The organism is Streptomyces sp. NPDC008313 (assembly GCF_042956125.1).
Taxonomy (GTDB): domain Bacteria; phylum Actinomycetota; class Actinomycetes; order Streptomycetales; family Streptomycetaceae; genus Streptomyces.
Map to the genome: position 1 here is coordinate 243,599 of NZ_JBIBFR010000003.1, position 14,552 is coordinate 258,150.

10 protein-coding genes are annotated in these 14,552 nt (G+C 73.8%); 3 read left to right on the top strand and 7 right to left on the bottom strand.

Translation table 11 applies throughout. The features are described 5' to 3' along the window. Nucleotides 1-176: 176 nt before the first annotated feature. Nucleotides 177-2,285, top strand: coding sequence for a glycogen debranching protein GlgX (glgX, locus tag ACFY93_RS05875; RefSeq protein ID WP_391353916.1), 2,109 nt, complete (start codon nt 177-179; stop codon nt 2,283-2,285). Between the two features lie 128 nt (nt 2,286-2,413). After that, the gene (gene treY, locus ACFY93_RS05880) at nt 2,414-4,852 is read left to right on the top strand and encodes a malto-oligosyltrehalose synthase (RefSeq protein ID WP_391353917.1); all 2,439 of its coding nucleotides are present in this window, start codon (nt 2,414-2,416) and stop codon (nt 4,850-4,852) included. An 82-nt stretch (nt 4,853-4,934) separates the two neighbouring features. Here treY and ACFY93_RS05885 read toward each other — a convergent pair whose 3' ends face one another. From ACFY93_RS05885 to ACFY93_RS05895, 3 genes are all read right to left on the bottom strand, one after another. Then, nucleotides 4,935-5,354 carry an SSI family serine proteinase inhibitor gene (locus ACFY93_RS05885; protein ID WP_391353919.1) on the bottom strand — a complete coding sequence of 140 codons (420 nt, stop codon included), beginning with the start codon at nt 5,352-5,354 and terminating at the stop codon, nt 4,935-4,937. Continuing rightward, nucleotides 5,351-6,676: a M14 family zinc carboxypeptidase gene (locus tag ACFY93_RS05890; protein WP_391353921.1), complete on the bottom strand. Its 1,326-nt coding sequence runs from the start codon at nt 6,674-6,676 to the stop codon at nt 5,351-5,353. Before ACFY93_RS05890 ends, ACFY93_RS05885 begins: the two co-directional genes overlap by 4 nt. Before the next feature lie 181 nt (nt 6,677-6,857). Next, nucleotides 6,858-7,409 carry an FHA domain-containing protein gene (locus tag ACFY93_RS05895; protein ID WP_391353922.1) on the bottom strand — a complete coding sequence of 184 codons (552 nt, stop codon included), beginning with the start codon at nt 7,407-7,409 and terminating at the stop codon, nt 6,858-6,860. Nucleotides 7,410-7,638: 229 nt separating this feature from the next. On the opposite strand from ACFY93_RS05895, the gene treZ reads away from it, so the two are divergent. Beyond that, nucleotides 7,639-9,396, top strand: coding sequence for a malto-oligosyltrehalose trehalohydrolase (treZ, locus tag ACFY93_RS05900; protein WP_391353924.1), 1,758 nt, complete (start codon nt 7,639-7,641; stop codon nt 9,394-9,396). A gap of 43 nt (nt 9,397-9,439) precedes the next feature. Here treZ and ACFY93_RS05905 read toward each other — a convergent pair whose 3' ends face one another. From ACFY93_RS05905 to cyc2, 4 genes are all read right to left on the bottom strand, one after another. Beyond that, the gene (locus ACFY93_RS05905) at nt 9,440-10,366 is read right to left on the bottom strand and encodes a phosphotransferase (RefSeq protein ID WP_391353925.1); all 927 of its coding nucleotides are present in this window, start codon (nt 10,364-10,366) and stop codon (nt 9,440-9,442) included. 56 nt (nt 10,367-10,422) lie between these two features. Next, complete coding sequence (locus ACFY93_RS05910) at nt 10,423-11,562, bottom strand: M24 family metallopeptidase (RefSeq protein ID WP_391353926.1); 1,140 nt, start codon at nt 11,560-11,562, stop codon at nt 10,423-10,425. 118 nt (nt 11,563-11,680) lie between these two features. Then, the gene (locus tag ACFY93_RS05915) at nt 11,681-12,292 is read right to left on the bottom strand and encodes a PDZ domain-containing protein (RefSeq protein ID WP_391353928.1); all 612 of its coding nucleotides are present in this window, start codon (nt 12,290-12,292) and stop codon (nt 11,681-11,683) included. A gap of 57 nt (nt 12,293-12,349) precedes the next feature. Then, entirely contained in the window at nt 12,350-14,530 is a 2,181-nt protein-coding gene (gene cyc2, locus ACFY93_RS05920) for a germacradienol/geosmin synthase Cyc2 (RefSeq protein WP_391353929.1), read from the bottom strand. Nucleotides 14,531-14,552: the final 22 nt, after the last annotated feature.

A 14,552-nucleotide genomic window follows, 5' to 3' on the forward strand; every position in this document is an offset into this window, starting at 1 on the left:
GAGTCACTTGAGTCCCACTGGTCCGGCACACCGCCGACCCCCACGGATGCGGCATACCGCTGATGCACTGGTCGTCGGGTAAGAGGGGTGTAAGTCCTAGGTGGTTCCCTCACTTTCGGGGACACTCGGGCGGTAGCCGCCCCCACGGGCCCAGCACTACTGGGAGAGTCCTATCCATGCAGGTCTGGCCTGGAGATGCGTATCCGCTCGGCGCCACGTACGACGGCGCCGGCACCAATTTCGCGGTCTTTTCGGAGGCCGCCGAACGAATCGAGCTGTGTCTGCTGCACGACGACGGCTCGGAGACCGCGGTGGAGCTGCGCGAGACCGACGCGTTCGTGCGCCACGCGTATCTGCCCGGGATCATGCCGGGACAGAGGTACGGCTTCCGTGTGCACGGGCCGTACGCGCCGGCGCGCGGACAGCGCTCGAACTCCGCGAAACTGCTCCTCGATCCGTACGCGCGTGCGATCAGTGGCAGCATCGCCTGGGGCGAGGAGGTGTACGGCTACCACTTCGGCTCACCCGACAAGCGCAACGACCTCGACTCGGCGCCGCACACCATGAGCTCCGTCGTGGTGAACCCGTACTTCGACTGGGGCGATGACCGCCGCCCCGGCACGGAGTACCACCACACGGTGATCTACGAGGCCCACGTCAAGGGCCTCACGATGCGCCATCCGGCACTCCCCGACGAACTGCGCGGCACCTACGCCGGGCTCGCCCATCCCGCGGTCATCGAACATCTGACCGAGCTGGGGGTGACCGCGCTCGAACTGATGCCGGTCCACCAGTTCGTCAACGACCACCGGCTGGTCGACTCGGGCCTCAACAACTACTGGGGCTACAACACGATCGGGTTCTTCGCCCCGCACAACGCCTACGCCTCCTGGGGCGACCGCGGCCAGCAGGTCCTGGAGTTCAAGTCGGCCGTCCGGGCGCTGCACGAGGCCGGTATCGAGGTCATCCTGGACGTGGTCTACAACCACACGGCCGAAGGCAACCACCTGGGCCCCACGCTCTCCTTCCGGGGCCTCGACAACGCGTCGTACTACCGCCTGACGGACGACCCGCGCTACTACATGGACACCACGGGGACCGGGAACTCGCTCCTCATGCGGTCCCCGCACGTCCTGCAGCTGATCATGGACTCGCTGCGCTACTGGGTCACCGAGATGCACGTGGACGGCTTCCGCTTCGACCTCGCGGCGACGCTGGCCCGGCAGTTCCACGAGGTGGACCGGCTGTCGTCGTTCTTCGACCTGGTGCAGCAGGACCCGGTGGTCTCCCAGGTGAAACTGATCGCGGAGCCCTGGGACGTCGGGGAGGGCGGTTACCAGGTCGGCAACTTCCCGCCGCTGTGGACGGAGTGGAACGGCAAGTACCGCGACACGGTCCGGGACATGTGGCGCGGCGAACCCCGCACCCTCGCGGAGTTCGCGTCCCGGCTGACCGGGTCGTCCGACCTCTACCAGGACGACGGCCGACGGCCCCTGGCCTCGATCAACTTCGTCACCTGCCACGACGGCTTCACCCTGCACGACCTCGTCGCCTACAACGACAAGCACAACGAGGCGAACGGCGAGGACAACCGCGACGGGGAGAGCCACAACCGCTCCTGGAACTGCGGGGCCGAGGGCGCCACCGAGGACGAGGGCGTCCTGGCCCTGCGGGCACGTCAGCTGCGCAACTTCATCGCGACGCTGATGCTCTCCCAGGGCGTGCCGATGCTCAGCCACGGCGACGAGTTCGCCCGCTCCCAGGGCGGCAACAACAACGCCTACTGCCAGGACAACGAGCTGGCATGGGTGCCCTGGGCGTCGGACGACCCGGACCTGCTCGACTTCACGCGCACCATGGTGTGGCTGCGGCGCGACCATCCCGTCTTCCGGCGGCGCCGGTTCTTCCACGGGCGGCCGGTGCAGGGCACGCACGACGAGCTGTCGGACATCGCCTGGTTCACTCCTTCGGGTGAGGAGATGACCCAGCAGGACTGGGACTCGGCGCACGCCCGGGCGCTGACCGTCTTCCTCAACGGCAACGCCATCTCGGAACCCGGCCCGCGCGGCGACCGCATCGTGGACGACTCGTTCCTGCTGATGTTCAACGCCTCCCCCGAGTCCCTGGACTTCGTGGTGCCGGTCGACCACGGGCGGCAGTGGCAGGTGGAGGTCGACACGGCGTGCCCCGAGGGGGTGACGCCGGGGACGGGCGCGAAGGTCCAGGCGGGCGACCGGCTGACCCTGGTCGACCGCAGTCTCACGGTGCTGCGAAGGCCCGCCTAGCGGGCCCCTGCGGGGCGGGGACGGCTGCGCGGCGCCCGTCCCCGCCCCGCACGCGCGCGTGCGCCGCTTCCCGGGCGCACGCGCGTGTCGGTGACAGGAAAGGGCGCGAGACGGGTACGTAGGTTCCCATGACGCCTGAGCGCCCCGACCCGGTGATCACGCCCCCGACGGCCCCCGGCCCGTCTCCCGGCGCGGTCCCGTCCGCCACGTACCGGCTGCAGCTCCAGCCGGACTTCCCCTTCTCCGCCGCCGAGGCCGCGGTGCCCTATCTGGCCTCGCTCGGCGTCTCGCACCTGCATCTGTCGCCGGTCCTGGAGGCCGTGCCGGGGTCCACCCACGGATACGACGTCGTGGACCACGCGCGCGTACGGGCCGAGCTGGGCGGCGAGGAGGGGCTGCGGTCGCTGTCCCGCGCCGCGCGCCGCCACGGCCTCGGTCTCGTCGTGGACATCGTCCCCAACCACATGGCGATGGCCCCGCGGCACAACCGCGCCCTGTGGGAAGTGCTGCGCGAGGGCCCCGGCTCGCCGTACGCCCGCTGGTTCGACATCGACTGGGCCGCCCAGGGCGGGCGGCTGCTGCTGCCGGTGCTCGGCGGCCCCCTCGGCTCCCAGATCGGGGATCTGCGCCCCGACGGGGACGTCCTGCGCTACCACGACCACGTGTTCCCACTCCGCCCGGGCACCGGAGGGCTGCCCCTGCCCCGGCTGCTGGACGCCCAGTGGTACCGCCTCGCCTGGTGGCGGCTGGCCCGTACCGAGCTGAACTACCGGCGGTTCTTCAGCATCTCGGAGCTCATCGGGGTGCGCGTCGAGGACCCGGAGGTGTTCACGGCGACACACGCCACGATCCTCCGGATGCTCGACGAGGGCGTGGTCGACGGGCTGCGGATCGACCACCCGGACGGGCTCGCCGACCCGGACGCCTATCTGCGCCGGCTGCACGAGGCGACCGGCGGACGCTGGACGGTCGTCGAGAAGATCCTCGCGGACGGCGAGCCGCTGCCCGCGGCCTGGCCCGTCGCGGGCACCACCGGCTACGACGCCCTGCGCCACGTCGACGGACTGTTCACGGACCCTGCGGGCGCCGCCGGGCTCCTCGCCCGGTACCGGGATTTCGCCGCCCCGCCGCACGACCGGGGCGGCCACTGGGAGGCGACGGTGCGCCGCGCCGCGTACCAGGTCCTCACACGGGAACTGGCCGCCGAGACGGAACGCCTGACCCGCACCGCGAGCCGGCTGTGCGACACGTCCCCGGACCCCGCGCTGCGCGACCGGTCGCCCTGGGCGCTGCGCACCGCCCTCGTGGAACTCCTCGTCCGCATGGAGGTCTACCGGCCGTACACCACCGGGGACGTCTCGGCGGTCGTCACCCGGGCGGCGGCCGACGAGGCGCGCCGGGCCTTCGCGGTGCCCGAGGAGGCCGACGCCGTGGACGCCTTACGGGACCTGCTGACCGGCCGGGGCGGGGACGGTCCCGCGTACGCCGAGCTGCTGGCCCGCTTCGCGCAGACCTCGTCGGCCCTGCGGGCCAAGTCCGTGGAGGACACCGCGTTCTACCGCTACACCCCGCTGCTGTCGGCGAACGAGGTGGGCGGCGATCCGGGGAGCCCCGCCGTGTCCCCGGAGGACTTCCACGCCTACTGCGCGCGCGTGCAGCGCGACTGGCCGGCCACCGGGACGGCGCTGTCGACGCACGACACGAAGCGCAGCGCCGACGTCCGCGCGGCCGTCGCCCTGCTCACCCAGTGCCCCGGGCGATGGGGTGACCTCCTGGACGAGGTGACCCGTGAGGGCCCCGGTGCGCCGGACGGCCAGGTGGCATGGGCCGCGTGGCAGACCGTGTTCGGGCTCGGGCCCGCCGACGCGGACCGTGTCCGGGAGGCCCTGCTGAAGCACGTCCGGGAGGCCGGGCTGCACACCTCCTGGACCGAGGGGGACGCCGCCTACGAGGAGGCGGTGGCCGCGTTCGTCGCGGCCGGGCCGTGCGGGCCGCCCGGACGGCGCGTGGCCGGGTTCAGACAGGAGCTGGCGCCGCACGTCCGGGCGAACGTGCTGGGGGCCGCGCTGGTCCAGCTGACGATGCCGGGCGTGCCGGACGTCTACCAGGGCACGGAGGGTGAGTACCGGGCGCTGGTCGACCCGGACAACCGCGCGCCGTTCTCGCCGCCGACGGCGTCCGCCCCCGCGGCGTCGCCGCCAGGAGACCTGACGTCGCGCAAGGCCGAACTGACCGCCACGGCCCTGCGGCTGCGCCGCCGTCGACCGGACGTCTTCGGGTCTTCGGCCACGTACGCCCCCCTGTCCGCCGAGGGCGCGGCGGCCGGGCACTGCGTGGCGTTCGCCCGCAGCGGGGAGGTGGTCACCGCCGTCACGCGGCTGTCGCTGCGGCTCGCGGAGGCGGGCGGCTGGCGAGACACCCGCCTCGCCCTGCCACCGGGCCGCTGGGCCGACCTGCTGACGCCGGGGCGGAAGTTCAGCGGGCACGCGCGCGTGGAGGAACTCTTCGAGCGGTTGCCGGTGGCGCTGCTGGAGCGGGTCGCCGATGACCCGGGTCTTCCGGGCTGATCACGAGGGTCGCGGGGGCACGCGCGTACGGGTGAGGGGAACGCCGTCCGTACGCGCGTGTCGCGGGGTTCCGTGCCGACCGTCAGTCCGACAGCGCGAACACCGCCCCCGTCTCCGCCTCCATCGTGCAGGCGTTCGGGTAGGTCTTCTGGTACTCCGTGCGGCGGCCGTTCCACTCGCCCTGGGCCGTCACCGTCACCGGCGCGTAGATCATCGAGCAGTACACCTCCTTCTTCGCGGGGATGCGGCCGACGTCGCCCTGGGCGGCCCCGAGTTCGTCGCAGGCCTCGGCGGCGTGGGCGTGGCCCTGGGGCGGGTCGCAGAGCAGGAGGGTGCCGTGGCTGTCGCCGGCGCGGTTGTCCTCCCCCTGGGTGACCGTGACGTAGAGCCAGTTCTCCGAGTCCGCCGCCGAGGGGGACGCCGCCAGGGCGGGGGCGGCGCCCGCCAGCAGGAGGGCGGCCGCCGCGAGGCCCGTGCGCAGTGTGTGCGTGGTGTTCGTCATTCCAGATGCATCGGCACGGCGGCGCCCGAACCCCAGCCGGTCTCACCCGAACGATGGCGCACCGGCGCGTGCCGCACGGCGAGCCGGAACGCGGCGAGCACCACGCACGCCTGGTACTCGGCCTGGCGGGCGACGGGGATCCAGCGCGCCCCGTAGCCGTCGCGGTAGTGCGCGCACCAGGCGTCGATGAGCCGGTCGAGTTCGGGCAGCACGCCGCCGGCGTCGTCCCCCGCCGTGGTCACGGTCTGGCGCAGCAGTCCGGCCGTGCGCAGGGCCACGCGGCGGGCGGAGATGGCCAGGGCGGTCAGCCGGGCGGTGTCGAACGGCGGCAGGGGGCGTGCCGTGCCGAAGCGGGTGTCGGGGTCCCACGAGTCGGCGAGTCCGGGGCCGACCAGTAAATAGTCGTCCACCGGTGCCAGCAGGGCGGCCACGTCCGGCGCGTCGGCGAGGTGCGGGCGCATCCGCGCGAGGATGTCCTTCAGAAGCCGTGTGTCGCGGCGCAGCGCGCGGCTGACGGAGCGCAGGACCGCGTCGGTGTCGGCGGGCTGCGACGGGTCCTCCACGGCGGCCACGCCCCACATGGGCGACTCGACGATCGCGGTCACCGTGCCGTACGGGTGGGGGTGGAACCAGGTGGACTCGACGGCGGCCTCGGTGATCGCGGCGGCCATGTCCTTCTTGACCGGCGGCGGGATCCGGTAGACGGCGGGGCCGAGCGCCGGCCAGTACAGGGTGTCGTAGGGGCCCAGTTCGCGTGGGATGCCGAGCCGTGCGGCGGTGTGCGCGACACGCTGGGAGAGGCCGGGCAGGTCGCGGGTCAGCTCGACGAACCCGCCTCCGACGTCGACGCCGTGCAGGGAGCACTGCAGGAAGGGCCGCAGTTCGTCCTGGAGGGCGAGCAGGACGCGGGTCTCGGGCAGCCGCGCCGCGCCGGCCCCGTCGGGGAGCCACTCCGGCTGTTCGAGGAAGCCGGGGCGGAAGAAGTTACGGAAGTAGTGGCCGAGGGTGTACGGGCCGCCGAGCCAGCGCTCGTTGCGGCGGGAGCCGTCCGGGTCGAGGCAGAGCAGCAGGTTCCAGGTGACGTCGGCGCCTTCGCACAGCCGGGGGTCGGCGAGGGCGCGCTCGGCCAGGCGCAGGACCGTGGCGCCGCCCACGGGTTCGTTGGCGTGCGGTCCGGCGACGACGAGGGCCTGGCGGCTGCCGTGGCCGACGGACAGGAGCCACAGAGGGATGCCGGCCCGGGAGGTCCCGACACGGCGCAGCCGGGCGTCTCGCGGATGGCGGGCGACGAGCGCGGCCGCCCGGACGCCCAGCTCGTCCACGGACGGGTAGCGCAGGAGTGGCGGCAGGGCACACCTCCACTCTGCGGTTCGGCCGGTTCACCTGTTGTGCGGGGTGTACGCACAGTGAGTCACGGATCGCGGGGGTACGTCAACACTCCTCACAAGTGGGAAATCAGCGAACAAGGCGCGTGAAACGGTGCGTAAGGCCCAGGCCAGGGGATCAGCCCTGGACGAGCCGGTACGCGGTCCGCCCGAAGCCGACCTGATCGCCCTCGCGTATGACCGCGGCGCCGATCACCCGCCGCCCGTTCACGGTCGTGCCGTTGGTGGAACCGAGGTCGCGCAGCACCCACAGGCCGCCCTGGCGGCTCAGTTCGGCGTGCACGCGGGAGACCGTCTCGTGGTTGAGGCGCAGTCCGCTCGACGGGTCGCGGCCGATCCGCAGCGGGTAGGGGTCGCCCGGGTGAGGGAGCATCAGCTTCGGCAGCCGCTCGGCCTGCCAGGCCCCGCGCAGCCGCACGGTGAACCCGGAGACGGCTTCGACGGTGCCGAACAGCAGCTTCGACCAGCGGCTCTCCCGCGGCAGGTCGGCGGTGAGCGCGACCAGCTCGTCGGACCTGCGGGCGGTGAGCGCCACCTCCATGCGCCGCACGAACGTGTCGTGCGTCAGACGTCCGAGGGCGACGCCGTCCCGCAGCGCCTTCAGCACGAGGTCGCGTTCCGCGTCGGACGGGCGCGGTGCGTACGTGTGGAATTCGAAGGACGACGTCACGGGGGTGATTGTCGGGCAGCGGCGCGCGCCTGTCCAGAAACCCGGGGAGACCGCCACCGCCCCGGCGCGGGCCCGCGTTGCGGCAAAAGGGTGGATCGGAACGCGATTCGATCTCGCGTGGCGCACCATGGACGGGCCGGGGACTCTCGTCCGGTCCGGGCCGGATCAGCCCGGCCCGGTCTGGACGGGAGTCCCTACGCCACCGCGAGCAGACAAGGGGGAACCGTCCGTGCAGTTCGAGGTGTGGGCACCGCAGGCCGGCCGGGTGACGCTCCATCACGAGGGCGCCACGCGCGCGCTGGAGCACGATCCGGATCGGGCGGGATGGTGGACGGGCGAGGCGGAGGCCCGGGACGGGACGCGCTACGGGTTCGCCGTGGACGACGGGCCGGTGCTGCCCGACCCCCGCTCGCGCCGGCAGCCGGACGGCCCGGACGGACTCAGCGCCGTCGTCGACCACGGGGCGTACGCCTGGCGCGCCGAGTGGCCGGGGCTCGCTCTGCCGGGCGCCGTGCTGTACGAGCTGCACGTGGGGACGTACACGCGCGAGGGCACGCTGGACGCGGCCGCCGAGCGGCTCGGGCACCTCGCGGAACTGGGCGTCACCCACGTCGAGTTGATGCCCCTGTGCCCCTTCCCCGGGCGGCACGGATGGGGGTACGAGGGCGTCTCGCTGTGGGCCGTGCACGAGCCGTACGGCGGCCCCGGGGCCCTGAAGCGCTTCGTCGACCGGGCGCACGAACTGGGCCTCGGCGTCGTCCTCGACGTGGTGCACAACCACCTGGGTCCGTCCGGCAATCACCTGCCCGCCTTCGGGCCGTACTTCACGGACACCCACCAGACCCCCTGGGGCGCCGCCGTGAACCTGGACGCTCCCGGTTCGGACGAGGTGCGCGCGTACCTCGTGGGCAGTGCGCTGGCCTGGCTGCGGGACTACCGGATCGACGGGCTCCGTCTGGACGCGGTGCACGCGCTGCGGGACACGCGCGCGTGCCACTTCCTCGAGGAGCTGTCGACGGCCGTGGACAGCCTCGCCGCGGAACTGGGCCGGCCGCTCTTCCTGATCGGTGAGTCGGACCTGAACGACCCGCGGCTCATCACGCCCCGCGAGGAGGGCGGACTCGGACTGCACGCCCAGTGGAACGACGACTTCCACCACGCCCTGCACGCCGCGCTGACCGGTGACGGCCAGGGCTACTACGCGGACTTCGCGCGGGATCCGTCGGCGGCGCTCGCGAAGACGCTGACGGGCGGGTTCTTCCACGACGGCACGTACTCGAGCTTCCGCGGGCGCTCGCACGGGCGCCCCCTGGACCGTACGCGCGTCTCGGCGCACCGGCTGCTGGGGTACACGCAGACCCACGACCAGGTCGGCAACCGCGCCCAGGGCGACCGGCTCGCGGCCTCCCTCTCCCCCGGGCTGCTGGCCTGCGCCGCCGCGCTGACCCTGACCGCGCCCTTCACGCCGATGCTGTTCATGGGCGAGGAGTGGGCCGCGGGGACGCCCTGGCAGTTCTTCACGGACCACACGGACCCGGAGCTCGCCGAGGCGGTGCGGCGGGGCAGGCGCCGGGAGTTCGCGGAGCACGGCTGGGCCGAGGAGGACGTACCGGACCCGCAGGACCCGGCGACCCGGGAGCGGTCCTGTCTCGACTGGTCGGAGCCGGAGCCCGGCTCGGCGGACGGCCGGCACGCGCGCGTGCTGGCCTGGTACCGCGAACTGATCGCGCTGCGCCGGCGGCAGGCCGACCTCCGCGACCCCGACATCGCGGCGGTGAAGGCGGCCTACGACGAGCGGGCCCGCTGGTTCGCGTTCCGGCGCGGTGACGTGCGGGTGCTCGTGAACCTCGGCAAGAGCGCGGCGGCCATCCCCCTCGGTGCCCGCCACGCGCGCGTGCTCGCCGCGTGGGAACCGGTCGAGGCGCCCGGCGCGGACGGCGTGGTGCACGTACCGGGCGAGTCGTGCGTGGTGCTCGGGCAGGTCTGAGGGCTCATGCGGGGAGAGGCGTGGACGGCCCGGACCGGGTGTGTCAGTCGTCGCCCGGCAGTTCCGTGACCCGTTCCAGCAGGATCGGCTCCCAGGCCCGGCGCAGCCGCGTCCGCAGCAGCGGCAGCGGGCTGTCGTCGAGGCCCCGGAGCCGGTCGGCGAGCCGGATCAGCGCGTCGCAGCGGGACAGCCACAGGCCGCGCAGGCACGGCCGGGCCCCGTACCCGGCGAGCGTGGCCGCCCGGACGGCCGCGGGGGCGCCGACGGCGATCGCGAGCCCGGCGATGTCCTCGGCGGGGTCCCCGACGACGGCGTCGGACCAGCCGAGCACCCCGCGCACCCGCCCGTCGGCGCTCACGAGGAGCCGTCCGCCCCGCAGCGCGTGGTGCACGAGGACCGCGCCGGCGGGCTGCGCGGCGAGCTGGTCGGCGGCCTGCGCGGTGAGCTGCCCCAGCCTCGCCGGGTCGAACTCGTCGGCGAGGCCGAGCTGCCCGGCGGCACGGTCCGCCGCGGCCCGCAGTCGTGCCGGCGACCGGGGCGCGAGCCGCGGGACGCCGAGCGCCTCGGCCTTGCCCACGGGGACCTCGCGCAGTCCGGTCAGCAGGGCGGCCAGGTCGGCCTCCCCGAGGGCGGAGACGGCCCGCTCCTCACCGGTGCGGCCGGGCAGCGCGGTGTCCAGCGTGCAGGCCAGCCCGCGCGCCCACTCCCCGTGCGCGACGCTCACCGGGAGGGCGACCCCGGCGTGCGGGCGGACCGCGTCGCGCAGCCGCAGCTCGCGGCCGAGCCGCACGGAGGCGTCCCGGTCCGGGGCGAGCCGCAGCACGTGCCGGCCGCCGACCCGCCAGACGCTCAGATCCCGCACGAGAGGCCGGACGTCGGGTCCCCCCGGCTGCCCGGCCCCGGCGTCGGGCAGCAGGGAGCCAACCAGTCGGCGGACGGTGTCCTGTGTCGGTGCGGGTGCCTGGGTCATGGTCGCGCCCTCGTCCTTCGGGTGCGGGGCGGAAGCGTGCGGGCGTCGCGGGGCTGTCAGTCGACGATCACCAGCTCCCGGGACGTGGTGTTGAGCCGCCGCCCGCCGCCCTCGGTCACCGTGACGATGTCCTCGATGCGCACGCCGAAGCGGCCCGGCAGATAGATGCCGGGCTCCACGGAGAAGCACATCCCCGGCACGAGGGGCTGCTCCTCGCCCTCGATCATGTACGGCGGTTCGTGCGTGGTCACGCCGATGCCGTGACCGGTGCGGTGGATGAAGTACTCGCCGTACCCGGCGTCGGTGATGACCGCCCGCGCGACCCGGTCGACGTCCTGGCAGGCGATGCCCGGCCGCACGGCTCGGCAGGCCTCCTCCTGGGCCCGGCGGACGATGTCGTGGACCTCGCGCTCCTCGGCGTCCGGCTCGCCGACGTGGACCGTGCGGGAGGTGTCGGAACCGTAGCCGTGCAGCAGGCCGCCGAAGTCCAGGACGACCATGTCGCCGCGTTCGATGACCCGCTCGCCGGCCTCGTGGTGGGGGTTGGCGCCGTTCGGCCCGGAGCCGACGACCGTGAAATCCACCTGGGAGTGCCCGAAGCGGCGCAGCAGGTCCGCGAGGTCGGCGGCGACGTCCGTCTCACGGCGTCCGGCGAAGCGGACCGTGCGGATCTCCTCGTACGTGGCGTCCGCGGCGGCGCCCGCCGCGGCGAGCCGTTCCAGCTCCGCCGCGTCCTTGACGGCCCGCAGCATGGGCAGAGCCTCGGTGAGCGGCACGTAGTCGGTGTGCGGCAGCGTCCGGCGCAGGCCGAGCAGGTGCAGGGCCCAGGTGTTGTCGCTGATGCCGAAGCGGCCGGACGCGCCGACGAGGGCCGCGGTCGCCGCGTAGGGGTCCTTGCCGTCGGTCCAGTCGTGCAGGGTGAGCGCCGGGGCGCCCGCCGCTCCGGCCGCGTCCGGGGCCTCCAGGGTGGGCACGACGAGCGCCGGGTCACGTCCGGGGGCCAGCACCAGCAGGGTGAGCCGCTCGGTGTCCGCGGGCGGCGCGTACCCGGTGAGCCAGACCATGTCGGGGCCGGGTGCGACCAGTACGCCGTCGAGCCCGGCGTCGGCGGCCGCCTCGGCGGCGCGGCGCATCCGGGCCTCGTAGTCCGCCGCCGTGAAGGGCTCGGGTGTGAAGGGTGCGGGCGTGCCGGTCATCCGTGCGTGCCTCCGTCGGTCCGGGTGTGCCAGGGCTCTACGGGCAGCATCCTCCCCCTCCGGCCCGACGCGCGCGAGCCGATTGCGGACGGTGCCGCTCCGGGGCGGCCCCCCGCTCTCAGGTGGCGACTCCGGGGATCGTGGACAGGTGCCGCCGGGTGCCGCCCGCGCCGCGCACGGTCAGCATGACGGGGCTCCCGGGGCGCGCGGCCGCGACCTGCCGCGCGAGGCCCGCCGCGGAGCGGACGGGTCTCCCGCCGACCGCGAGCAGGACGTCGCCGCGGGCCAGTCCCGCCGCGTGGGCGGGGCCGGGGACGTGCACACCGACCACCAGGGCGCCCGTCCGGCTCCCGGGGGCGTCCACCGCCTCGATCCCGAGTGTCGGCAGCCCCCGCTCCCGCGCGGGCGCCGTGCTCCCCGGCTCCCCCGGGGCCGCCGCGTCGCCGGCCTCCGCGCGCCCGTGGAGACCGGCCTGCCAGACGCCCGCCCACGTCCGCGCGGCCCCGCCCGGGTCGATCAGCGAGATGCCCACGGTGCCGAGCCCGACCCCGCACAGCACCAGGGCCGTGCCGGCGACGATGCCGAGCACCGTCCTCAGCAGCCGCCTGCCGCGCCGCCGCGCGGCCCGCGGGCACGGCGGGTCGCCGGGGCCGGACGGGTCCGTGGACCGGTGGAAGTCCGCCGGGGGCCGGCCCGGCAGCGGCTTGGGACGCAACGCGGTCTGTTCCATGATCGCCTCCGGGGACGGTCTACCCGGCCCCCGCGCACGCCACGATTCCTCCGAGGCTCACGAACGAGTGAGATTGCCCCACGCGTTCGGACGGGGGAGGGCGGGAGGCCGGTCCGGGAGGAAGCCGTGCGCGCGCCGGGCGAGGTCGGCGGGGCCGTAGCGGTGGCAGTCCCGGTGCCACTTCAGGATGCCGGACAGCCAGTTCCGCAGTTGTCCCACGTAGCCCTCCATGACCTCGCGGGCCTCCGGCGGCAGCTTGAAGTCGTCGTAGAGGACGGGCAGTTCGTGGGCGGCCACGTGCTGGAACTGCCGCATGCGCTGGGTCATCAGGTCGTGGACGATCCCGAGCCCGGTCGGATAGTCGCAGCCGAAGAAGTTCTGCACGACGAGGATGCCGTTGTGGAGCTCACCCTCGTACTCGATCTCCTTCTGGTACGAGAAGACGTCGTTCAGCAGCGCCGCGTAGTCCATGGCGGCGTTCTCCAGCGACCGGACGGGGCCGCTGCGGTAGACCTCGGGCGGGACTCCGGGGGCGTGGCCGAGCCGGCACAGGCCCATGGTGAGCTCGGAGCCGAAGGTGTGGCGGCGCATCTCCAGGTAGTCGACCGGGTCGGGGACGCGGCCCTGGAGCTGGTTGGAGAGCTCCCACAGCCAGCTCTCCGTCATGACGTCCACCGCGTACCGCAGGGTGTGCCGGGCGTCCGGGGTCATCGTGGCGGTCGTGCGCCGCCACAGGTCGGCGAGGGAGCGCTCCATGGCGTTCGCGGGCGGGGGCGCCTCCCCGCCGTCGACGGGCATGCACGCCGACAGCCGGGCCGTGCAGAGCCGGGCAGCCGCGAGGTCGCGGCGGTGTCCGAAGACGAGGGGGTAGTAGTCGTCGCCGTAGGTGCCCCAGACCAGCCACTGGGAGCTGAGGTCGAGGGCGTCCTCGGTGGCGTCGGGGTGGATGCCGGCCGCGCACAGCGGCAGGTCGTAGGCGGCGAGTTTGTCCTCGTCCCAGACGCCCTCGCCGAGGATGCCCATCTCGTGCGACCAGCCGGTGATGCGGTGGCGGGCGCCGTCCAGGTGCGGGCTGAGCGTCAACTCGAACGGCATCTCGAAGTCGGGCAGGAGGGACGGCCCGACCTTCCGGAACGGGACGTGCGTGTACGGGCGCAGCCGCTGTGCTCCCGCCTCGGAGAGCAGCGCGGCGACGTCGGCGGCGGACGTGCCGAAGCCGGGGACGGCGAACGGCCGGGCGGCCGTCAGCGCGCCCTCGTTCATGTAGCGGCTGGAGCGCAGGTGCCACTCGTGGCCGCCGGTCTGCCAGTCCTGCAGCCCCCGGGTGTACGCGGCCACGGCCGCGGCCTCGTCCGGTGTCAGGCCCTTCTCCAGCGCGACGGCGGGGACCTCGGTGAGCGCCGTGTGCTCGAACTGGTGGAGGCGGGAGGTGAGGATGTCGTTGACGGTGTCGGCGGCCTGCTGCGTCGTGCAGCCGAAGAAGGTCTCCAGGACGAGGACGCCGTTGCTCAGCTCCCCCTCGTCCTCGACCTCCCGCTGGTACGAGAACAGGTCGTTGCGCAGGTGGACGGCGTCGGAGAACGTCTCCATCAGCACCCGCAGCGGGCGGCTGCGGGAGACGGACTCGGGCACCTCCGCGGTCGCGTACTCGACGAGTCCCGCGGACCAGGGCGCGCCGCCCACCTTGCGGCGCATCTCGATGTACTCGACGGGGTTGGCGATCCGCCCCTCGTTGATGTTGGACAGCTCCCACAGCGACTCGTTGAGCAGGTGCTCGGTGGAGACCGCGAACCGCCTGCGCCAGTCCAGGGACATCGACGGGACCGTACGCGCCCAGAGGTCGGCGAGCCCGGCCTCGACCGGGTTGCGCGGCTCCGGTACGGGAGTCGCCAGGTCCAGCGGCATGAAGAGCGGCAGCCGGTCCAGATGGGCCTTGCCGCCGTCCCGGTCCTGGCCGCGTTTGAACGTCTCCAGAAAGTGGTCGTCGAAGAAGAACACCCAGACGTACCAGTCGGTGATCAGCGAGAGCGCGGGACCGTCGCAGTCGGGGTGCGTGTACGCGCACAACAGCCCGTAGTCGTGGGCGTCGAGGTCGGACCGCTCCCAGATGCCGGAGCCCTCCAGCATGCCCATCTCGCGCGCCCAGCCGGCCGAGTGCGCGCGGGCCTGTTCGACGTGCGGGTTCAGCCGCGCGGGATACGGCATGTAGAAGTGCGGGAGTTCGAACGGCTGCGTCATGGCCGGGCCCTACCCGTTGCCC

Excerpts from the sequence above, each read along its gene's own strand:
- ACFY93_RS05885 (WP_391353919.1), bottom strand. The coding sequence starts at position 5,354 with ATGACGAACACCACGCACACACTGCGCACGGGCCTCGCGGCGGCCGCC.
- cyc2 (WP_391353929.1), bottom strand. The coding sequence starts at position 14,530 with ATGACGCAGCCGTTCGAACTCCCGCACTTCTACATGCCGTATCCCGCG.
- ACFY93_RS05915 (WP_391353928.1), bottom strand. The coding sequence starts at position 12,292 with ATGGAACAGACCGCGTTGCGTCCCAAGCCGCTGCCGGGCCGGCCCCCG.
- ACFY93_RS05910 (WP_391353926.1), bottom strand. The coding sequence starts at position 11,562 with ATGACCGGCACGCCCGCACCCTTCACACCCGAGCCCTTCACGGCGGCG.
- glgX (WP_391353916.1), top strand. The coding sequence starts at position 177 with ATGCAGGTCTGGCCTGGAGATGCGTATCCGCTCGGCGCCACGTACGAC.
- ACFY93_RS05905 (WP_391353925.1), bottom strand. The coding sequence starts at position 10,366 with ATGACCCAGGCACCCGCACCGACACAGGACACCGTCCGCCGACTGGTT.
- treY (WP_391353917.1), top strand. The coding sequence starts at position 2,414 with ATGACGCCTGAGCGCCCCGACCCGGTGATCACGCCCCCGACGGCCCCC.